12 protein-coding genes are annotated in these 21286 nt (G+C 66.0%); 9 read left to right on the top strand and 3 right to left on the bottom strand.

What is annotated here, in order from left to right; all coding sequences use genetic code 11:
- Positions 1-95: 95 nt before the first annotated feature.
- Positions 96-3188: a bifunctional proline dehydrogenase/L-glutamate gamma-semialdehyde dehydrogenase PutA gene (putA, locus tag OJI97_RS04395; RefSeq protein WP_297661496.1), complete on the top strand. Its 3093-nt coding sequence runs from the start codon at positions 96-98 to the stop codon at positions 3186-3188.
- Between the two features lie 179 nt (positions 3189-3367).
- Here putA and OJI97_RS04390 read toward each other — a convergent pair whose 3' ends face one another.
- A complete protein-coding gene (locus OJI97_RS04390) occupies positions 3368-4306 on the bottom strand; it encodes a tetratricopeptide repeat protein (RefSeq protein ID WP_297661494.1) in 939 nt (312 codons plus the stop codon).
- A gap of 170 nt (positions 4307-4476) precedes the next feature.
- Between OJI97_RS04390 and gdhA the strand changes: the two genes are divergently transcribed.
- The 5 genes from gdhA to OJI97_RS04365 are packed head-to-tail and all read left to right on the top strand — an operon-like array spanning position 4477 to position 15578.
- Entirely contained in the window at positions 4477-5832 is a 1356-nt protein-coding gene (gene gdhA / locus OJI97_RS04385; protein ID WP_297661492.1) for an NADP-specific glutamate dehydrogenase, read from the top strand.
- A 47-nt stretch (positions 5833-5879) separates the two neighbouring features.
- Complete coding sequence (locus OJI97_RS04380; protein ID WP_297661491.1) at positions 5880-7316, top strand: multiheme c-type cytochrome; 1437 nt, start codon at positions 5880-5882, stop codon at positions 7314-7316.
- A 6-nt stretch (positions 7317-7322) separates the two neighbouring features.
- Positions 7323-9311: a heme-binding protein gene (locus OJI97_RS04375; RefSeq protein ID WP_297661489.1), complete on the top strand. Its 1989-nt coding sequence runs from the start codon at positions 7323-7325 to the stop codon at positions 9309-9311.
- Positions 9312-11252, top strand: a complete 1941-nt coding sequence (locus tag OJI97_RS04370) for a hypothetical protein (protein ID WP_297661487.1) — start codon at positions 9312-9314, stop codon at positions 11250-11252.
- 3 nt (positions 11253-11255) lie between these two features.
- Entirely contained in the window at positions 11256-15578 is a 4323-nt protein-coding gene (locus OJI97_RS04365; RefSeq protein ID WP_297661485.1) for a hypothetical protein, read from the top strand.
- A 380-nt stretch (positions 15579-15958) separates the two neighbouring features.
- Here the strand turns inward: OJI97_RS04365 and OJI97_RS04360 are convergent, their stop codons facing one another.
- Together OJI97_RS04360 and OJI97_RS04355 are read right to left on the bottom strand one after the other, a co-directional pair.
- Complete coding sequence (locus OJI97_RS04360) at positions 15959-18052, bottom strand: bifunctional (p)ppGpp synthetase/guanosine-3',5'-bis(diphosphate) 3'-pyrophosphohydrolase (RefSeq protein ID WP_297661483.1); 2094 nt, start codon at positions 18050-18052, stop codon at positions 15959-15961.
- Between the two features lie 212 nt (positions 18053-18264).
- Positions 18265-18573, bottom strand: a complete 309-nt coding sequence (locus tag OJI97_RS04355) for a hypothetical protein (RefSeq protein ID WP_297661481.1) — start codon at positions 18571-18573, stop codon at positions 18265-18267.
- A 128-nt stretch (positions 18574-18701) separates the two neighbouring features.
- Here OJI97_RS04355 and OJI97_RS04350 point away from each other — a divergent pair, with 128 nt between their 5' ends.
- The 3 genes from OJI97_RS04350 (at position 18702) to OJI97_RS04340 (ending at position 21221) form a co-directional block, all read left to right on the top strand.
- Positions 18702-19211, top strand: coding sequence for a helix-turn-helix domain-containing protein (locus OJI97_RS04350; RefSeq protein ID WP_297661479.1), 510 nt, complete (start codon positions 18702-18704; stop codon positions 19209-19211).
- Between the two features lie 82 nt (positions 19212-19293).
- The gene (locus tag OJI97_RS04345) at positions 19294-20418 is read left to right on the top strand and encodes a sensor histidine kinase (protein ID WP_297661546.1); all 1125 of its coding nucleotides are present in this window, start codon (positions 19294-19296) and stop codon (positions 20416-20418) included.
- Positions 20415-21221 carry a LytTR family DNA-binding domain-containing protein gene (locus OJI97_RS04340; RefSeq protein WP_297661477.1) on the top strand — a complete coding sequence of 269 codons (807 nt, stop codon included), beginning with the start codon at positions 20415-20417 and terminating at the stop codon, positions 21219-21221. Before OJI97_RS04345 ends, OJI97_RS04340 begins: the two co-directional genes overlap by 4 nt.
- Positions 21222-21286 lie beyond the last annotated feature (65 nt).

Raw genomic sequence — 21286 nt, 5'->3', positions numbered from 1 at the left:
ATTAGACTAAGATGGGCAGAAAATTTGGTCAAAGTATAAATTTAAAGCCTCATATGAAGTCGGATCGACCGATCGGGATATGCTATGGCGGCAGCATGACCCAGCCCACCGACCGCGTCGCGCTCCGCGCCCTTGCCCGCCGCTCCGAAGCCGATATCGTCGCCGACCTGCGCGCCGACCTCGCCCGCTCGCCCGCGACCGTCGCGGCGACGACCGAGCGCGGCCTCGCGCTGATTCGCAAGGCGAAGGCGGAGGGCGACCGCGAGACGCTCGTCGCGCAGCTCATGAACCGCTACCGCCTGTCGACCGAGGAAGGCGTCGTGCTGATGTGCCTCGCCGAAGCGTTGCTCCGCGTCCCCGACAGCGCGACCGCCAACGCGCTGATCCGCGACAAGATCGCCGGGCGCCACTGGAAGGAGGGCGAGGACGAGGACAGCCCGCTGATTGTCGCGCTCTCGGCGCGCGGGCTGTCGCTGGGGTCGGCGACGCTGATGCTCGATGCGCTCGGGAGCAGGGCGAACCCGCTCACGCTGCTCAAGGCGATGATCCGCCGTTCGGGCGAGCCGGTGATCCGCCAGGCGGCGCTCGCGGCGATGAAGATGCTCGGCCAGCAGTTCGTGATGGGCGAGACCATCGACGCCGCAGTCAAGCGCGCCGACAAGGACGCGAGCGAACTCGCGAGCTTCGACATGCTCGGCGAGGCGGCGCGCACCGCCGCGGACGCGGCGCGCTATTACGACAGCTATGCGAATGCGATCGCGCGCATCGGGCGCAAGGCGAAAGCGGGCGATCCCTTCGCCAACCACGGCATCTCGATCAAGCTGTCGGCGCTGCACCCGCGCTACGAATATCTGCAAGGGCAGCGCGTCCGCGAGGAACTGATCCCGCATGTGATCGAGCTTGCCCGCGCCGCGCGCGACGTCAACATCCCGCTGATGATCGACGCCGAGGAGAGCGACCGGCTCGAACCGCATATGGACGTTTATGGCGCGCTGATCGACGCCGGGATCGCCGACGGCTGGACCGGGCTCGGCATCGTCATCCAGGCCTATCAGAAGCGCGCGCCGGAGGTGATCCGCTGGGTCGCCGCGCGCGCGCGCCAGCGTGGCGCTAAGCTGTCGATGCGGCTCGTCAAGGGCGCCTATTGGGATACCGAGATCAAGCGCGCGCAGACGCTCGGCCTCGGCGATTTCCCGGTGTTCACCGCGAAGAACCACACCGACCTCAATTACATGCAGTGCGCGCAGCTGTTGCGCGAGGCGCAGGATTGCATCTTCCCCGCCTTCGCCAGCCACAATGCGATGACGCTGGCCTTCGTCGCCGAACTGTTCGCGGGCGCCGATTACGAGCTGCAGCGGCTCCACGGCATGGGCGAAGGCGCGCACGACGCGATCGTCGCTCTGTCGCCGCCGCCGCGCCCGGTGCGCGTCTATGCGCCGGTCGGCACCCACCGCGACCTGCTCGCCTATCTCGTCCGCCGCCTGCTCGAAAACGGCGCGAACAGCAGCTTCGTCCATCAATTCTCCGACCCCGACGTCACCGCCGAGGAGCTGGCGATCGATCCGCGCAGCATCGCAAGCACGCCATCGAAGATTCCCACCGGCCTTCAGCTCTTCGATCCCACGCGGCGCAATTCGCGCGGCTACGACCTCGGCGACCCCGGCGTGCCCGACGCGCTCTCCGCCGCGATTGCCAAGGCAAAGCGCGCCGATCTGGTCGCGGCGCCGATCGTCGGCGGCGTGGCACAGGATGGCCAAGCCGAGCCCGTTCGCAATCCCGCGACCGGCGCCATCGTCGGCCGGGTGATCGAAGCCGATGCCAAGACGGTGAACGCAGCCGTCGTCGCCGCGCGCAAGGCGCAGGGCGACTGGAGCCTTGCCGGCGGCGCCTTCCGCGCCGAGCGGCTCGAACGCGCCGCCGACCTGCTCGAGGAGCGCGATGCCTTCTTCCTCGGCCTCGCGATCGACGAGGCGGGCAAGACGCTCGTCGACGCCATCGCAGAGGTGCGCGAGGCGACCGACTTCCTGCGCTATTATGCCGCGCAGGCGCGCGCCGATTTCACATACCCCATCGCGCTCCCCGGCCCGACCGGCGAGCGCAACGAACTGATCCTCGAAGGCAAGGGGGTCTTCGTCGCCATCAGCCCGTGGAACTTCCCGCTCGCCATCTTCCTGGGGCAGGTGTCGGCGGCGCTCGCGGCGGGCAATGCGGTGCTCGCCAAACCCGCCGAGCAGACGCCGCTGATCGCGCACGCCGCGATCGAGCTGTTGCTCGAAGCGGGTGTGCCGGGTGATGTCCTCCACTATCTCCCCGGCCGCGGCGAGACCGTCGGCGCGGCGCTGACGAGCCATGACGCCATCATCGGCGTCGCCTTCACCGGCTCCACCGAAGTCGCGCGCGCGATCAACCGCAGCCTTGCCGGGCGCGACGGGCCGATCGCGACCTTGATCGCCGAAACCGGCGGCGCCAATGCGATGATCGTCGATTCGACCGCGCTTCCCGAACAGGTCGCGCGCGACGCGGTCGCCTCGGCCTTCCAGTCGGCGGGCCAGCGCTGTTCGGCGCTGCGCCTGCTCTGCGTGCAGGAGGATGTCGCGGACACGATGATCGAGATGGTCGCGGGCGCGATGGCCGAGCTCAATGTCGGCGATCCGTCGATCCTCTCCACCGATGTCGGCCCGATCATCGACGACGAGGCGCAGGCCAATATCGCCGCCTATGTCGTCGAGGCGCGCGCGGCGGGCCGGGTGATCGCCGAGGCGGTGCGCACGGACCTCCCCGCGAGCGGCCATTTCGTTCCGCCGGTGATGATCCGCCTCGACCATGTCACCGATTTGAAGCGCGAAATCTTCGGCCCGGTGCTGCATGTCGCGACGTGGAAGGGCGGCGAGCTCGACGCGCTGATCGATGCGATCAATGCTTCGGGCTATGGCCTGACGCTCGGCGTCCACACCCGCATCGACGGGGTCGCGGCGCACATCGCGGCGCGGGCCGAGGTCGGCAACGTCTATGTCAACCGCAACCAGATCGGCGCGATCGTCGGGTCGCAGCCGTTCGGCGGGCGCGGCCTGTCGGGGACGGGGCCAAAGGCGGGCGGCCCGCATTACCTCCACCGCTTTGCCGAGGAAAAGTCGATCTCGACCGACATCACCGCCGCGGGCGGCAATGCGGCGCTGATGGCGGGATAGGGTGAAATCCTCCGGTGGACCGGCAGGATTATAAGACCGCGAGGCCCGATACAGAGTGGACGGCTGTCCCAGGCGATACGCCCGAAGCGTCTCGCGGCTTATGCCGCGGCGACCTCTTATTATGGTTCCCCCAGCAGCCCCGCGATTATAACCGTTTTGAAGCTATTCGCCAACGACAATCACGCGCCCGGCACCCCCAGCATCTGCGCCTGCGCCTTCAGCCGCGCCGCCGCGCCCGGATTGGCCGCGGTGGCGTCCTTCAGCGCCTGCGCGGCCTTTGCGGTTTCGCCCAGCGTCATCCGGCTGCGCATCAGCATGATCCAGCGATCGACGTTCGCCGGATCGGCCTTCAGCTTGGCCTCCAGCCCGCTCACCATGCCCTCGATCATCGCGTCCTGCTGCCCCTTGGGAAGCTGCGAGGCGGCTTCCATGTCGGCGCGGCTCGGCCCCGGGATCGCGCGCGCCGCGACCGGCATCTCCTCGGGCTTCAGCGGCCGCGCCTGCGTGTTCATCAGCCGCGCGCCGACGTCGATCTTGTGGATCGCCGCGACCTGTTCGATCGTGCGGCGCAGGTCCGCTTCCCACGGCGCGCCCTGCGGCGTGTCGGCGAGCAGCGCGAACCAGTCCTCGATCGCGCCCTTGTGGTCGCCACCGATGTCCTTCTTGACCGCGAGGAAATAGCGCGCGCGCGGGTCCTTGGCGTCGAGCGCGATGGCTTTGTTAAAGGCTTCGAGCGCGGCGGCGGGCATCGGATCGCGTTCGCTCGCCATCACGCGCGCTTCGCCGAGCGCCGACCACAGCCCCGCCGACTCGGGCGAAAGCGCCGTTGCCTTCTCGTAAGCGGCGGCGGCGCCGGGATAATCGCTCATGTCGAACCGCGCTGCGCCGAGCGCGGTCCACGCCGCGGCGCTGTCCGGTTCGCGCACCATCCGCGCCTCGAGCGCGGCGAGCTGGTCGTCGGGGGATGCGGCGGCGGCAACGGGCGCCGATGGCGTGGAAGCGGCGGAATCGCGCCAGATTGCATAGCCCACCGCCCCCGCCAACAACAGAAAGGCGGCAACCAATATCGCCCGGTTGACCCCGCCGAGCCCCCCCGCCATCTTCTTGCTCTCGTTCATCTTTGTCCCTGTCCTTGCCCACCTGGCGGCGCGCTGAAAAACACCGCCGCCCTGCGCTCGCATCTTGCCTTTGCTTCGCGATGGTGTAGCCTTTCACCCGCGAGGTCGGTCAACGATAAAATCGTCAGTGGGGTCGCGCCGATTTTCCCAGGCAATAGGGGGAGGGGTGCATGGCAGTTTCGGATCATGTCGACTTTTCGACGTTCATGGAAGGCGTGAAGCGGCGCAACCCGGGGCAACCCGAGTTCGTTCAGGCGGTTCAGGAAGTGTCCGAGGACATTTTCGATTTCATCGCCGACAAGGAAGAATATCACGCGCAGCAGATATTGCGGCGCATCGCCGAACCCGACCGGGTCGTCTCCTTCCGCGTCTGCTGGGAGGACGACAACGGCAATATCCGCGTTCAGCGCGGCTGGCGCGTTCAGAACAACAATGCCATCGGCCCCTATAAGGGCGGCATCCGCTTTCACCCGTCGGTGACCGAAAGCGTCCTCAAATTCCTGGCGTTCGAACAGACGTTCAAGAATGCGCTCACCGGCCTGCCGATGGGCGGCGGCAAGGGCGGGTCGAACTTCAACCCCAAGGGCAAGAGCGTGCGCGAGATCATGCGCTTTTGCCAGAGCTTCATGACCGAGCTTTATCGCCACATCGGCGCCGACATCGACGTGCCCGCGGGCGACATCGGCGTCGGCGGGCGCGAGATCGGCTATATGTTCGGTCAGTATAAGCGCATCACCAACGAATTTACCGGGGTGCTCACCGGCAAGGGCCTCGAATGGGGCGGCTCGCTGATCCGCACCGAGGCGACGGGCTATGGCGCGGTCTATTTCCTCGCCAACATGCTTGGCGCAAAGGGGCAGGACCTCGTCGGCAAGAGCGCGGTCATCTCGGGCTCGGGCAATGTCGCGACCCACGCCGCCGAAAAGATCGTCCAGCTTGGCGGCAAGGTGCTGACCCTGTCCGATTCGGGCGGCTTCATCCACGATCCCGACGGCATCACCCAGGACAAGATCGACTGGGTGAAGGCGCACAAGACGCACCGCCGCGGCCGGATCGAGGATTATTGCGCCGAGTATAAGGGCGCGAGCTTCACCGCCGGCAAGACGCCGTGGGGCGTCCCGTGCGACGTCGCGCTGCCCTGCGCGACGCAGAACGAGCTGCTCGGCGACGATGCCAGGACGCTCGTCGCCAACGGCTGCATCGCGGTGAGCGAGGGCGCCAACATGCCGACCAACCTCGAAGGCGCGCATCACTTCCGCGACGCGAAGATCATGTTCGCGCCGGGCAAGGCCGCCAATGCCGGCGGCGTCGCCGTGTCGGGCCTCGAAATGAGCCAGAACAGCGGCCGCCGCGCGTGGAGCGAGGGCGAACTCCAACAGATGCTCAAGGACATCATGGACGGCATCCACAAGAGCTGCCTGACCTATGGCGATCGCGGCGACGGTTATATCGACTATGTGAAGGGCGCGAATATCGCGGGTTTCAAGAAGGTTGCCGACGCGATGCTCGCTTTCGGGGTTGTATGATGACGGTCTAGGCGCAAAGGCGTCAGGCGGGAAAGGGGACACAGGGCATGACGACCGACGCGATAGCGAAGCGCGGCGAGCGACCATGGGCGGCCATGGGCGCGCTCGCGCTTCTTTTGCTCGCGCTGGTCGTCGCGGCGCTGCTTTCGGCCCCGCCCGCGCGCTCGCAGGGCGAGGGCGGGGCGCGCTATGTCGGGGTCGCGTCCTGCGCCGGATCGACCTGCCACGGCCGGATGGAGGGCGACGGCACCGTCGTCCGCCAGGACGAGCTGATGAAATGGCAGGAACCTTCCACCCCCGGCGGCGCGCATAGCCGCGCCTGGGCGGTGCTTCAGGGCAGCCGCAGCCAGTTCATCGCGCGCAACCTCGGCATCGGCGATCCGGCAAGGGCGCCGATGTGCCTCGGCTGTCACAGCACCGCGGGGACGGCACGCGCGGTGCCCGCCGAGGACGGCGTCGGCTGCGAATCGTGCCACGGCCCGGCGGGCGGCTGGATTGCGAGCCACTATGCCGGGATTTCCGCCACCGCCGATCCCGACCGCGAAATGCGCGAAAAGCATCTCGCCAACCTGCGCGCGGGGCTTCGCAAGCTCGAGGACCCGGTGGTGCGCGCGGGCGTCTGCGTCGATTGCCACTTCGGCGCGGCGGGCGAGGGGCAGTTCGTGACGCACCGCATCATGGCGGCGGGGCACCCGCGCATCTCGTTCGAGCTCGATCTCTTCTCTTCGCTCCAGGCGCATCACCACGAAGATAGCGATTATGGCTGGCGGAAATTCGGCGCGAGCGGGGCGCGCACCGACCATGTCCAGATGTGGGCGGTGGGCCAGGCGACCGCGCTCGAACGCAGCCTGTCGCTCTTTCAGTCGCGGCGCGGGACCGAGGGGATGTTCCCCGAATTTTATTTCCTCGACTGTCACAGTTGCCACCGCCGCATCTACGACCAGGCGAAGCCGGTGAAGACGAGCGTCGACAATCCGGGGCGCGGGGCCATCCCCGAAGGGATGCCGCCCTATAATGACGAGAATCTGATCATGCTGGCCGCCGCCGCGCGCGTCGCCGCGCCCGCGCTTGCCGAACAGCTGTCGGCGCGCACCGCGGCGTTCCACAAGGCGATGACCGTCGACCGCGCCAGCGCGGTGGCCGCCGCCGCCCAGCTCGGGCAGACGGTGTCGGCGCTCAAGAGCGCCTTCGCGTCGCGCGGCTTTTCGGGCGCCGACGCCTTCACGCTGGTCGATGCGATCGCGGCAAAGGCGACCAGCGACCGCTTCACCGATTATGCGGGGTCGCAGCAGGCGGTGATGGGGATCGACACCCTGCTCAACGCGATGGTTTCGTCGGGCCGGGTCACCGTCGGCGCCGCGGCCGGAATCCGCGCCGACATCGACCGCGCCTATACGTCGGTCAAGGACCCCAACGCCTATAAGCCCACCGATTTCCAGACCTCGTTCGGCAGCGCGGTCAGCGCGATCCGGGCGCTGCGGTAAAGCGATATGCAAAGCAAATCCCATCTTTTCCGCTCGGCGGCCGTTGCCGCGATCGGCTCGCTGCTCCTCGCCTCGTGCGGCGGTGGCGGGGGCGGCAGCACGCCGACCCCGACTCCCACGCCGACCCCAGCTCCGACGCCCACCCCGACCGGCGGGCTCTACACGCCGCCCGCCGCCGAATCGCTGAGCGTCGCCGAGGTGCAGACGGTGCTCGCCAACGCGATCTCGGAAGCGCAGGCGCGCGGCCTGCCGTCGGTGATCGCGGTGACCGACCGCGTCGGCAACGTCCTCGCCGTGTTCCGCATGACCGGCGCGCGTGCGACCGCGACGACCGCACCGGCGCCGAACGGCGTCAATATGGACGCGCAGAACGTCACTTTCCCTGCCGAGGGCGGCGCGATCGCCAAGGCGATCACCGGCGCTTACCTGTCCAGCGGCGGCAACGCTTTTTCGACCCGCACCGCGAGCCAGATCGTCCAGCAGCATTTCCCGCCTGCGCCGACCACCGTCGGCCTCGAAAGCGGACCCTTGTTCGGGGTGCAGTTCAGCCAGCTTCCGTGCAGCGACTTCTCGTCGCGCTTCGGCGCAGCGGGTGCGGCGGCGATGATCGGGCCGAAACGTTCGCCGCTCGGCCTCGCCGCGGATCCCGGCGGGCTGCCGCTCTACAAGAATGGCGTCCTCGTCGGCGCGGTCGGGGTGATGGGCGACGGGGTCTATGGCCTCGACACCAATATCCTCGACGTCGACGACGATGCAGAGGAATTTATCGCGCTCGCCGGTACGCGCGGATTCGAGGCGCCGGCGGCGATCACCGCCGACAAGATCAGCGTCGACGGGACCAGTCTGCGCTTTTCCGACGCGACCGCCGCGGGGCTGAAATCGGGCGGCGGCGCGAGCTTTGCATCGCTGAACGGCGCCGCGGGCAGTCTCGTCGCGGTTCCTGGCTATGCCAATGCCGCGATCGTCGCGGGGGCCACCTACGGCAGCGAGGCGTCGGGCGTTCGCGCCTCGACCACCGCCGAATTTTCGAACCGCGACGCTTTCGTCTTCACCGACGGCAGCGGCGCGAACCGCTATCCGATCCGCGCCGGCACCGACGGCGCCGCGAACAGCACGCCGCTGACCGCCGCCGAGGTGCGCGCGCTGCTCGAGGAAGCCTTCACGGTGATGAGCCGCGCGCGCGCGCAGATCCGCAAGCCGCTCGACAGCCGCGCGCAGGTGACGATCAGCGTCGTCGACACCTTCGGCGCCCCGCTCGGCATCGTCCGCGCCCCCGATGCGCCGATCTTCGGCTCCGATGTGTCCTTGCAGAAGGCGCGTACGGCCGCTTTCTTCTCGAACGCGCAGGCGGGGGCGGAACTCAGCGCCAATGCGAGCGCCGACATCCGCCAGTTCGTCACCGCGGTGCGCAGTTTCCTCAATGATCAGACGGTGCTGACCGGCACGCTCGCCTTCCCCGACCGCGCGGGCGGCAATCTGTCGCGGCCCTATTTCCCCGATGGCGAGGTCGGGCGGCCGAACGGCCCCTTCTCGCGCCCGATCGCGCAGTTCAATCCCTTTTCGACCGGGCTGCAATCGGCGCTGATCATCGGCAATATCGGCCAGCATGTCGGCTTCTTGCAGAACAAGAACGCCGACACGCCGGCGCGCTGCACGACCCTGCCCGACGTCGCGCCGGGGCAGAATCGGCTGCAGAACGGCATCCAGATCTTCCCCGGATCGGTGCCCATCTATCGCGGCGACAAGCTTGTCGGCGGGATCGGCGTGTCGGGCGACGGCATCGACCAGGACGACATGATCAGCTTCCTCGGCGCGAACAACGGCGGCGCGCGTTTCAGTGGCCCCGGCGCCATCGGCAATGCGCCGAAGGATATCCGGACCGACACGGTCGTCGTGACGCTGGCGGACAATACGAAGGTCCGCCTGCGCTATGTCAATTGCCCCTTCGCGCCCTTCCTCGACACGTCGAAGCAAAATGTCTGCGACGGGCTGTAAATGAGCATCGAAGTCAGCCTTTGGCCGATTATCGCGACTCTCGCGGCGCAAGGCGCGCCCGCGGCCGAGGCGCCGCCGGCACCGCCCGCCGCCGATCCGCCTGCGACCGACCAAGGCGCCGCGACGTCGCCTGCCGACCAGCCGCCGGCCGAGGAACTGACCCCGCCCCCGCCGCCGGTCGACTGGCAATTGATGGTCAACGACGATCTCGTCACCCAGATCATTGAGGGTCGCCGCCGCCCCGGCTATACCCCCGACCTTCCCGACCAGCTCACCCAGGACAATGTCGGCGCGCTGCGTCCACCGCCGCCGCAGGCCTTTCCGGGGATTGAGGATCAGCTTCCGATACCCGACCGCTGGCGGCTGATCGAAAGCCTGGGGGTGGTCAAGGAACGCTGGTTCGATCCCTATCACCAGAACACGCTGAAGGGCGACCGGCCGATCGACCGCAGCAAGGTCAAATGGCTGCCGATCAACGGTGACGACTGGTTCTTCGTCCTCAACGCGATTTCGGACACGGTGTTCGAGCCGCGCACCTTCCCGATTCCCGTCGGCGTCCAGACGACGTCGCGGCCGGGCAGCATCGACGTCTTCGGCAAGAACCGCAGCTTCGTGCTGTCGCAGACTTTCATCGGCGGGGTGGCGCTGATCAAGGGCAACACCGCCTTCAAGCCGCCCGACGTCGAATATCGCCTGACGCTTGCCTATAACGCCAATTATGTCGACGTGCCCGAACGGCGCGTCCTCGACGTGCGCCCATCGAAGAAGAGCCATCGCTTCGACCATTTCATCGGCGTGCAGGAAGCCTTCGTCGACAAGCATCTCGGCAACGACAGCGACCGTTACGACTTCCACTCGATCCGCATCGGCATCCAGCCGTTTCAGAGCGACTTCCGCGGCTTCCTGTTCAACGACAGCCAGCTCGGCGTCCGCCTGTTCGGCAACCGCGACAACAACCGCTTCCAATATAATCTCGCGGCCTTCTGGCGGCTGGAAAAGGACACCAACAGCGGCCTCAACGACATCACCCAGACGCCGCGCGACGATTTCATCTTCACCGCCAACCTCTATCGCCAGGATTTTCCGTTCATCGGGCTGACCAGCCAGGTCAGCGTGACCTATAATATGAACCGCGAAAAGAACGACGTGCAGATCGACCACAACGGCTTTCCGGTGCGGCCGGCCTTGCTGGGGACGCTGCGCGGGCGCGAATATGACGTGACCTATCTCGGCTACAGCGCCGACGGGCGGATCGGGCGGATCAACGTCACCGCCAGCTTCTACGCCGCGCTGGGCGAGGACCGGAACAGCTTCTTCACCGACAAGCCGGCGAAGATCCGCGCGGGTTTTGCCGCCGCCGAACTCAGCTACGACCACGACTGGATGCGCTTCCGCCTGTCGGGGCTTTACGCCAGCGGCGACCGCAATCCCTATAACAACACCGAGGGCGGCTTCGATGCGATCTTCGAGAACCCGATCTTCGGCGGCGCCGACACCAGCTACTGGATCAGGCAGACGATCCCCTTCGCGGGCGGCGGACGCGTCATATCGATCAACGGCCGCAACGGCATATTGAACTCGCTACGCTCGTCGAAGGAGGAGGGGCAGTCGAACTTCAACAACCCCGGCACCGTCTTCGTCGGGGCGGGCGGCGATTTCGACCTGTCGCCGCAGATGCGCGTCAGCGTCAACGCGAACCACCTCTGGTTCGACAATACGAAGGTGCTCCAGAATCTGCGCGTCGAGGGCTCGATCCCCAAGGACATCGGCTGGGACCTCTCGATCGCCAGCATCTGGCGGCCGAAGGCGACGCAGAATATCGTCGGGCGCCTCAGCGCCGCCGTCCTGCTGCCCGGCAAGGGGTTCAAGGATCTGTTCGACAACCAGGAACGCGACAAGGCCTATGTCTCGATCCTCGCCAACCTGATCGTGAGTTTTTAGACCATGGCGCGCAAGCTCTTCGCCCTTCTTGCCTTCGTGCTGATGATGGCGGCGTTCGGCGCGCAGGGCGTCCGCGCCTCCGAAGAGGAAAAGCCGGTCCAGGTGACCTATCGCTTCACCCCGCCCGCGCCCAAGGAGCAGAGCGAGGCGGACATGCAGACGAAGTCGGAGGGCTGCTATAGCTGCCATGTCCGCACCGACCTGCCGACGATGCATAAATCGCCTGCGGTGCGGCTCGGCTGCACCGATTGCCACGGCGGCGATTCGACCTCCCCCGCCGCGTTCGGCAAGCCCGAACTCGGTTACGACAGCCCCTATAATCTCGCCGCGAAAAAGGTCGCGCACCCGCAGCCGACGCTGCCCGGCGCATGGGGCGACAGCCCGGCGAACCCCAAGCGAAGCTATACGTTGCTCAACAAGGAAGCGCCCGAGTTCATCCGCTTCGTCAACCCCAGCGACTATCGCGTCGCGCGCGAGGCGTGCGGCTCCTGCCACCTCGAGGTGATCGAGGCGGCCGAGCGCTCGCTGATGTCGACCGCGGCGATGTTCTGGGCGGGCGGCGCCTATAACAACGGCATCGTCCCCTTCAAAAATTCGATCTTCGGCGAGGCCTATACGCGCGACGGCAAGGCGGCGTGCCTGCTCTCGCCCTCGTCGCGGCTGACCGCCGAACAATATAAGCAGGCGTGCGACCCGGCCTTCGGCTTCGACAAGATATTGACCGATTCCGAAAAGAAGCGCGGCGCGCTCGCCAAAGTCTATCCGCTGCCGCGCTGGAACGTGACGCCGCCCAGCGACGTCTTCCGCGTCTTCGAGCGCGGCGGGCGCAACATCGGCACCCAATTCTCCGAAATCGGCCTGCCCAACCCGACCGGCAGCATCCAGCGGCTCGAGGAGCCGGGACGCCCCGACCTCAAGCAGTCGAACCGCGGCCCCGGCACCGGGCTGCGCGTCGCGATCGCGATCCTCAACCTCCACAAGACCCGCCTCAACGACCCCTATATGTGGTTCATGGGCACCAACGACCAGCCGGGCGACTATCGCCATTCGGGCTGCGCCGGGTGCCATGTCATCTACGCCAACGACCGCGAACCGCGGCACAGCCTGATCTATGCGCAATATGGTCGCGACGGCGAGACCGCGACGGTCGACCCGACGATTGCGGAACGCAAATGGAAGCCCGATGCGGACGGGCACGGCGGCGGCCACGACGATGCCGCGAGCCACGCCCCCGACGCGAGCCGCGCCCCCGCCGCGAGCGAGCATGGCGCGCTCGTCGATCCCGCCGCGGCGGCGGCCGGGCCGCAGGTGAAACCGGTCAAGGAACGCCTCGAATCGGGGCATCCGATCGGCCATGCCTTCACCCGCGCGATCCCGACCTCTCAGTGCATGACCTGCCACATGCACCAGCCGAACATCTTCCTGAACTCCTACCTCGGCTACACGATGTGGGATTATGAATCCGACGCGCCGCAGATGTGGCCGGGGCCGAACAACACCGCGCCGCGCCCGCCGGGGATGAGCGACGAGGAGTATCAGAAGACCTACAAGCAGCAGCATTATCCGACCGCGGCCGAGGTTCACCAGGCGCTCGAACGCAATCCCGAGGGCGCGAATCCGCGCGGCCTGTGGTCGAACGTCGAATTTCTGCGCGACGTTTACGACATCAACGACACCAACCAGAATACCCAGTTCGCCGACTATCACGGCCACGGCTGGAACTTCCGCGGCATCTTCAAGCGCGACCGCAGCGGCAACCTGCTCGACGCCGACGGCAATATGTCGACCTATGGCACCGATACTGCGCATATCGTCGATCCCAAGGACCCCGAGAAGTGGCGCAAGAGTTGCGACCATTATGAGGGTGCAAAGGAACGCGAGCTCTGCCTGTCGAGCGCCGATCCCGGCAAGCCGGGGGTCGAGGGCAAGTTCGTGCCCCCCGGCCTCAACCCCGGCAAGTCGGTCCATATGATGGACATCCATGCCGAAAAGGGGATGCAGTGCGCCGACTGCCACTTCGCGCAGGACGCGCACGGCAACGGCTATATCCAGGGCGAGGTCGCGAACGCGATCGAGATCAGCTGCAAGGACTGCCACGGCACCGCCGACGCCTATCCGAACCTGCTCACCTCGAACGTCGCGGCACGGCCGCAGGGCACCAATCTGGCGCTGCTGCGCAACATGGACGGCCGGCGCCGCTTCGAATTCCAGTATAATGACGATGGCGAGGTCACCGGGCTGATCCAGCGATCGATCGTCGACCCGAAGCTCGAATGGCAGGTCAGCCTCGTCAAGCAGTCGGTGACGCCGGGGCCGCATTTCAACGCCAAGGCGGCGCGCGCCAAGCTGATGTCGCGGTCGGGCGCCGACGACGGCAGCTTCGCCTGGGGGCCGGGGGTCGCGAAGGAGGATCGCGCGCACGGCGACGACCGCATGACCTGCTTCACCTGCCACCTGTCGTGGACGACGAGCTGCGGCGGCTGCCATCTGCCGATCGAGGCAAACTGGAAGACCACGTCGCATCATTTCGAGGGCGAGGAGTCGCGCAATTTCGCGACCTATAATCCGCAGGTCGCGCGCGACGAGATGTTCCAGCTCGGCCGGCATATGCTCACCAAGCCCGGCGAGCCCGACGAAGACGGCAATCCGCGCGGCATCATCACCCCGGTCCGATCCTCCTCGGCGCTGATATTGTCGTCGACCAACATCAACCGCGAGCGCATCTATGTGCAGCAGCCGCCGATTTCGGCCGCCGGCTTCTCCAGCCAGGCGTTTGCGCCGCATTTCCCGCACACGGTGCGCCGCCAGGAAACCAAGCAGTGCACCGACTGCCATCTGTCGGCGGCCGACGACAATAATGCGATCATGTCGCAGCTCATGCTGATGGGCACCAATTTCGTCAATTTCGTCGGCCTCAACGTCTGGTCGGGGCAGGAGGACAGCTTCCAGGCGACGCGCGTCACCGAATGGGAAGAGCCGCAGGCGGTGATCGGCAGTTATCTGCAGAAATATGCCTATCCCGACTATTGGAGCCTGCACGTCAACCAGAACGGGCGCGAGCTCAAGAATTGGGTGCGCGGCAAGACCTTCGACAAGAAATTGTCGGGCGAAAGCAACGCGCTCGAGGAATTTCGCAACATCGTTCAGGGAACCGGCGGCAGGGTGAACTGCCTCCAGCAGCGCGGCGAATATATGTTCGTGGCGGAGGGCAAGGGCGGTTTCCGCGTCTATGACGTCGCCGCGGTCGGCAACAAGGCCTTCTCCGAACGCATCGTCCGCGCGCCCTTCTCGCCGCTCGGCCACGACACGCACGTGAAGACCACCAACGCGACCTGCATGGCGATCGGCACCAACCAGCCGATCAGCATGGCGCGCAACGACAATATCCGAAAGAATTTCCCGGAGAATCACGAGCAGGCGCTGCACCCGCTCTATCGCTACGCGGTGATCACCGACAGCGTCGAAGGGCTGATCCTCGTCGACATCGACACGATGGCCGACGGCGAATTCCGCAACAACCGGCTGACGCGGGCGTTGACCTGGAACCCCGACAATGTCCTTGCCGGGGCGCGGCACGTCACGCTCGCGGGCAATTATGCCTATATCACCACCGACGCCGGGCTTGTCGTCGTCGACCTGTCGGCCCCGCTGGAGCCGAAGGTCACGGCGCAATTGCCGCTGACCGACGCGCGCGCCAGCGCGGTGCAGTTCCGCTACCTCTGGGTCACCGATGCCGAGGGCGTCAGCCTGTTCGACATCACCCATATGGACCGGCCGGTGCCGGTGCCGAGCGGGACGGTGCGGCTTGCCGATGCGCGGAAAATCTATGTCGCGCGCACTTACATGTATGTTGCGGCGAAGCAGGACGGGCTCGTCATCGTCGACGTGACGCGCCCCGCGGCGCCGATCGTCTGGCCGGGGCTGACCTTCGACGGCGCGATGAACGATGCCGAGGATGTGATCGTCGGATCGACCAACGCCTCGCTCTTCGCCTATGTCGCCGACGGGCGGAACGGCATCAAGGTACTCCAGCTCACCAGCCCCGACAATCCGGGCCTCTACGGCTTCTCGCCGAAACCGACCCCCGAACTGATCGCCTGGGCGAAGACCCCGTCGCCGGCGCTCGCGCTGTCGAAGGGGCTCGACCGCGACCGCGCGGTCGACGAGACCGGCGGCCAGATCGCGATCTTCGGCCGCGTCGGCTCGCGCCCCTTCACGCGCAGCGAGATGGAGAAATTCTTCCTGAACAGCAAGGGGCTGGTCTACAAGGTCAGCGACGCGGTCGACCAGAGCGCCTGGCGCCCGCCGCTGGCTTATCCGAATTGAAGGCGAAAGCAGCTAACGGCGTGAAGTCGGCCTATCTTACATCGTCATCCCGGATCAAGTCCGGGATGACGAGAGTTTGCAGGCAGCAGGAAAGCGACAGTCTTCATCCCTTCACTTTGTCATTCCCGCGAAAGCGGGAACCCAGAGCGTGCGTCGGCATACCCCACACTGGGTCCCCGCTTTCGCGGGGATGACATATTGTGGTGAATGACGGGAAACGACCGATTGCGGTCGCCCGGCCTTTCCTAACTTTGTCATCCCCGCGAAAGCGGGGACCCAGAGCGTGCGTCGGCTGACCCCACACTGGGTTCCCGCTTTCGCGGGAATGACGAAGGTGGGGAGGGGCCGCCCACCACCCCAAAGCTGCCTGAACTGACCGCCTACAACCGCTCCGCCTGCACCACGCTGTCCGACGCGCGCAGCGCCGACAGAATGCGCATCACATGCTGGACGTCGCGCACCTCGACGACGACGTCATAGGTGTGGAAATCGCCCTCGCGGTTTGACAGCCGCAAATTGGTGATGTTCGCCGAATTGGCGGCGAGAATGCCCGACATTTCGGCGAGCGTTCCGGGCTCGTTGAGGATGACGACGCAAAGGCGCGCATTGCCGCCCTCGCTGGCCTCCTGCCAGCGGAGGTCGATCCAGTCGGCATCGACCCCGTCGGCCAGGCTCGGGCAGTCGATGACATGCACCTCGATCCCCTCGCCGGGACGCGACAGGCCGACGATGCGGTCGCCGGGCACCGGGTGGCAGCAGTCGGCAAGCTGATAGGCGACCCCTGGCGTCAGCCCCGCGATCGACACCGCGGCGCCCTGGACGAGCTTGCCGGGCTTGCTCTTCATGTCGGCGGTGATGCCGGGGACCAGCGCCTCGAGCAGCGCATTGTCCGACACGCGCTGCTTGGCGATCGCGACGTAGAGCGCGCTGTCGTCCTCCAGCTTCAGGCGGGTCAGTGCGGCGGCGCGCGCCTTGTCGCCGACCTTGTTGGGCAGGCGGCGGGCGATTTCGTCGTACATCTTGCGCCCGAGCGCGGCGAGCTCGACCTTCTCCTTCGAGCGGACGTGACGGCGGATCGCGGCGCGCGCCTTGCCGGTGACCGCGAAGCCCAGCCACGCGGGCTGCGGTGTCTGCTTGTCCGATGAAAGAATCTCGACCGTGTCGCCGTTCGCGAGCTGGGTGCGCAGCGGCACCAGCCGGCCGTTGACCTTGGCCCCGACGGTGCGGTCGCCCAGCCCGGTGTGGACGGCATAGGCGAAATCGACCGGCGTCGCGCCCTTGGGGAGCTGATGCAGGCTGCCCTTCGGGGTGAAGGCGAAGATGCGGTCCTGATACATCGCGATGCGCGTATTCTCGAGGAACTCGTCGGGATCGTGGGTCTGTTCGAGGATTTCGAGCAGGTCGCGAATCCACCCCGCCTGCCCGTCGGGCGCCGCGCCGCCCTGCTTATAGGCCCAGTGCGCCGCCAGCCCGAACTCCGACTGCTGATGCATCCCAAGGCTGCGGATCTGGATCTCGATCCGCATATTCTGCTGGTGCATGATCGTCGTGTGCAGCGACTTGTAGCCGTTGCGCTTGGGGGTCGAGATATAATCCTTGAAGCGCCCCGGCACCATCTTCCACTTGCCGTGGATCAGCCCCAGCGCGGCATAGCAGTCGGCGGTCGTCGGGGTGACGATGCGAAAGGCGATGATGTCGGTCACCTGCTCGAAGCTGACGTGGCGCTCCTGCATCTTGCGCCAGATCGAATAGGGATGCTTCTCGCGTCCCGACACCTCGGCCTCGATCCCGTTCTTCGCGAGCAGTTCCTTGAAATCGCGGCTGATCGCGGCGACCTGATCCTTGCCCCCCGCGGTCAGCTTGGCGAGGCGGCCGGTGATCGTCGCATAGGCCTCGGGCTCGAGCTCGCGAAAGGCGAGGAGCTGCATCTCGCGCATATATTCATACATGCCGATCCGCTCGGCGAGCGGGGCATAGATGTCCATCGTCTCCTTGGCGATGCGGCGGCGCTTGTCGGGATTCTTGATGAAATGGAGCGTGCGCATATTGTGCAGCCGGTCGGCGAGCTTGACCAGCAGCACGCGGATGTCGTCGGACATGGCGAGCAGGAACTTGCGCAGATTCTCGGCCGCGCGTTCATTTTCGGTCTGCGCCTCGATCTTGCTCAATTTGGTGACGCCGTCGACGAGGCGGCCCACGTCGCTGCCGAACAGCCGCTCGATCTCCTCGGGCGTGGTCAGCGTGTCCTCGAGCGTGTCGTGGAGCAGCGCGGTGACGATCGTCTCGCTGTCGAGGTGAAGATCGGTCAAAATGCCCGCAACCTCGACCGGATGGCTGAAATAGGGGTCGCCCGAGGCGCGTTTCTGGCTGCCGTGCTTCTGCACGGTGAAGACATAGGCGCGATTGAGCAGCCCCTCGTCGACGTCGGGATCATAGGCGCGCACGCGCTCGACAAGTTCATATTGCCTCAGCATCGCTATCAATGTCGTTCATGCGAACTTAATTGCAATGCGAAATTTGCTGTCGCGTGTTCGCGAACCCCGGCAATTTTGACAAAGCCTGTTGGAAGCATCGTTCGTGATCGCCTGCAACGGCGCACGCATTGAAAAGGCCGCCGGCTCCGGGCGGAGCGGGCGGCCTTCGATGGTCCGGGCGGGATAGAGGGGAGAAGCGCCCGCCCGGACGGTTATTTGCCGTTGCAGCGCGCGAGGTCTTCGGGCGTGATCGCCGCGCCGTCGACCGTGAAGCTCTTCACTTCGCCGGCTGCGCGGGCGAGGCTCGCGCACATGATCAGCGGGCGGCTCGTCCCGCGGCCGGCGACGCAATGGACGCCCTCGCAGGCCCATACGACATCGCGCGCGACGAATTTGGCCTTCGGCGCCGGATTGGCGAGTTCGGCGCGATAATAGGCGCTGCCCGCCGCGCCGGCGGCAACCGGCGCAAAAGCGGCAGCGAGAAAGGGCAGCGCAAACGCCGCTATTGAAAGCTTCGACATGGGGAGTCCTCCTGTTTTCCTGGGCAGCGCAAAGCGCTGCACGATGCGATGTAAGACATGAGTTGCAAATTGCAACGGACGCCATATATTTTTTGTGCGGGGGGCGATTTTACGTTAGGGCTAGGCTCATGGGAAAATTACGCGAACCGTTGAACGACATATACGGCAATAATTGCGCGCTGCCGCTCGCGCTCGAGGCGATGGGCGAGCGCTGGTCGTTCATGATCCTTCGCGCCGCCTTCAACGGCGTCCATCATTTCGAGGAGTTCCAGCAAGAACTCAGCATCGCGCGCAACATATTGTCGAACCGGCTGTCGAAACTCGTCGACCATGGCATCATGGAGCGCGAGGTGATGGCCGAGGATCGCCGCAAGGTGCTGTATCAGCTTACGCAGAAGGGCGTCGAACTGCTGCCCGCGATGATCGCGCTGCGCCAGTGGGGCGAAAAATGGGGCGCCGGCGTGGCCTCGACCCCGGTGCTCGTCGATACGAGCGACGAGCAGCCGATCGGCCCGGTGACGATCACCGCGCACGACGGCCGGCCGCTCGGCTATGGCGAGCTGGTGTGGAAGCATCGCTCGGAGCTGCAGCCGCTCGGACAGGCGCGCGTACGGATGGCTCCGGTCGCGGCCGAATGACACCCGGCGCCGCGCGCACGCTTCGCATTTTACCTCCCGGAGGCTGACCATGGCGAGCCAGCCAGCATCGCAGCCGGCGTCGATGCCGCTGTTCGGCTTTTCCTCGCCCGGCCCCTTTTTCGGCAACAAGGTGCGGGCGTTCTGGAACCTCCAGTTCCTCGGCTGGGCCGCGTGGCTCGGCCTGCGCGGGGTGTCGGGGCTCGCCAACGGTCAATCCTTCACCTTTCTCATCCCGCAGGTGATCTCGGCGATCACCGGCTTTTCGCTGACGCTGATCCTGTCGGTCTGCTATCGCGCGCTGATCAGCCGGCGTCCGATCCTGATGTGGGGCGTCAGCTTCGGCCTCGCGGGGCTGGCGACGATGCTCTGGGCGTTCATCGACGCCTGGGTTTCGCAGATCCAGAATCCGGCGAGCGAGGCGGGCTTCACCAGCCTGCTGCTCGGCGCCATCTATATCGACGCGACCTCGCTCGGCGCCTGGTCGGCGCTCTATTTCGCGATCAACTATTTCCTCCAGCTCGAGGAGCAGAACGACCGGATGCTGCGGCTCGAGGCGCAGGCCGCCTCGGCGCAGCTCGCGATGCTGCGCTATCAGCTCAATCCGCATTTCCTGTTCAACACGCTGAACAGCATCTCGACGCTGGTGCTGCTCAAACAGTCCGAACCCGCGAACGCGATGCTGTCGCGCCTGTCGGCCTTCCTGCGCTACACGCTGGCCAATGAGCCGACCGCGCAGGTGACGCTGGCGCAGGAGGTCGAGACGCTGAAGCTCTATCTCGATATCGAGAAGATGCGCTTCGAGGACCGGCTGCGCCCGCATTTCAACATCGATCCCGCCGCGCAGCGCGCGCGGCTGCCGTCGCTGCTGCTCCAGCCGCTGATCGAAAATGCGATCAAATATGCCGTCACCCCGCAGGAGGAAGGCGCCGATATCACGCTCTCGGCTCAGCTTGCCGGTCAAAACGTCCGGATCACCGTGTCCGACACGGGGTCGGGATTGTCAGAGGGGGCGGTCGATCCCACGACGGGCGCTGCAACGGAATCGACCGGTGTGGGTTTAGCCAATATCAGGGACCGGCTGGCGCAGGCTTATGGCGACCAGCAACGGTTCGAGGTGCAGTCGGGCGCCGATGGCGGCTTCACGGTGATTATCGAGATTCCGTTCCAGCCCGACGGACAAGTGACGATTGGAACCGAACGCACATGACGATCAGAACCATCCTGGTGGATGATGAAAAATTGGCGACCCAGGGCCTGCAACTGCGGCTCGAAGCGCACGGAGATGTCGAAATCGTCGACACCGCCCAGAACGGCCGCGAGGCCATAAGAAAGATCAAGACCCACAAGCCCGACCTCGTCTTCCTCGACATCCAGATGCCGGGGTTCGACGGCTTTTCGGTGATCCAGGGGCTGATGGAGGTCGAGCCGCCGCTCGTCGTCTTTGTCACCGCTTATTCGGACCATGCGATCCGCGCCTTCGAGGCGCAGGCGGTCGATTATCTGGTCAAGCCGGTCGAACCCGAACGGCTTGCCGACGCGCTCGACCGCGTGCGCCAGCGGCTGGCCGAAAAGCGCGGCGCGGCGGAGGTCGAACGCCTCAAGACCGTGCTTGCCGAGGTCGCGCCCGAAGCGGCCGACGATTATGATGCGGAGGTCCAGCCCGACGCGCACGCCGCCGACCGCTATGAAAAGATGATCAACATCAAGGATCGCGGCCAGATTTTCCGCGTCGATGTCGACAGCATCGAACGCATCGACGCCGCGGGCGACTATATGTGCATCTACACCGCCGACAACAGCCTGATCCTGCGCGAGACGATGAAGGATCTGGAAAAGCGGCTCGACCCGCGCAACTTCCAGCGCGTCCACCGCTCGACGATCGTCAACTTGTCGCAGGTCAAGCAGGTCAAGCCGCACACCAACGGCGAATGCTTCCTCGTGCTCGGCTCGGGCGCGCAGGTGAAGGTCAGCCGCAGCTATCGCGATGTGGTGGCGCGCTTCGTGCACTAAGCAACGTGCATTGAACAAGTCGTCGCCTCCGCGAAGGCGGGGGCCGCAGGCAGCCAAGCGCTATG

It is taken from the genome of Sphingopyxis sp. (genome assembly GCF_025869345.1).
Classification (GTDB): Bacteria; Pseudomonadota; Alphaproteobacteria; order Sphingomonadales; family Sphingomonadaceae; genus Sphingopyxis.
The sequence above is the reverse complement of the archived record's forward strand: the minus strand, read 5'-3'. Positions and strand labels throughout refer to the sequence as shown.

Bases quoted from the DNA above. Each gene is read 5' to 3' on its own strand.
- putA (WP_297661496.1), top strand. From the start codon at position 96: ATGACCCAGCCCACCGACCGCGTCGCGCTCCGCGCCCTTGCCCGCCGC.
- OJI97_RS04370 (WP_297661487.1), top strand. From the start codon at position 9,312: ATGAGCATCGAAGTCAGCCTTTGGCCGATTATCGCGACTCTCGCGGCG.
- OJI97_RS04345 (WP_297661546.1), top strand. From the start codon at position 19,294: ATGCCGCTGTTCGGCTTTTCCTCGCCCGGCCCCTTTTTCGGCAACAAG.
- gdhA (WP_297661492.1), top strand. From the start codon at position 4,477: ATGGCAGTTTCGGATCATGTCGACTTTTCGACGTTCATGGAAGGCGTG.
- OJI97_RS04365 (WP_297661485.1), top strand. From the start codon at position 11,256: ATGGCGCGCAAGCTCTTCGCCCTTCTTGCCTTCGTGCTGATGATGGCG.
- OJI97_RS04340 (WP_297661477.1), top strand. From the start codon at position 20,415: ATGACGATCAGAACCATCCTGGTGGATGATGAAAAATTGGCGACCCAG.
- OJI97_RS04360 (WP_297661483.1), bottom strand. From the start codon at position 18,052: ATGCTGAGGCAATATGAACTTGTCGAGCGCGTGCGCGCCTATGATCCC.
- OJI97_RS04375 (WP_297661489.1), top strand. From the start codon at position 7,323: ATGCAAAGCAAATCCCATCTTTTCCGCTCGGCGGCCGTTGCCGCGATC.
- OJI97_RS04390 (WP_297661494.1), bottom strand. From the start codon at position 4,306: ATGAACGAGAGCAAGAAGATGGCGGGGGGGCTCGGCGGGGTCAACCGG.
- OJI97_RS04350 (WP_297661479.1), top strand. From the start codon at position 18,702: ATGGGAAAATTACGCGAACCGTTGAACGACATATACGGCAATAATTGC.
- OJI97_RS04355 (WP_297661481.1), bottom strand. From the start codon at position 18,573: ATGTCGAAGCTTTCAATAGCGGCGTTTGCGCTGCCCTTTCTCGCTGCC.
- OJI97_RS04380 (WP_297661491.1), top strand. From the start codon at position 5,880: ATGACGACCGACGCGATAGCGAAGCGCGGCGAGCGACCATGGGCGGCC.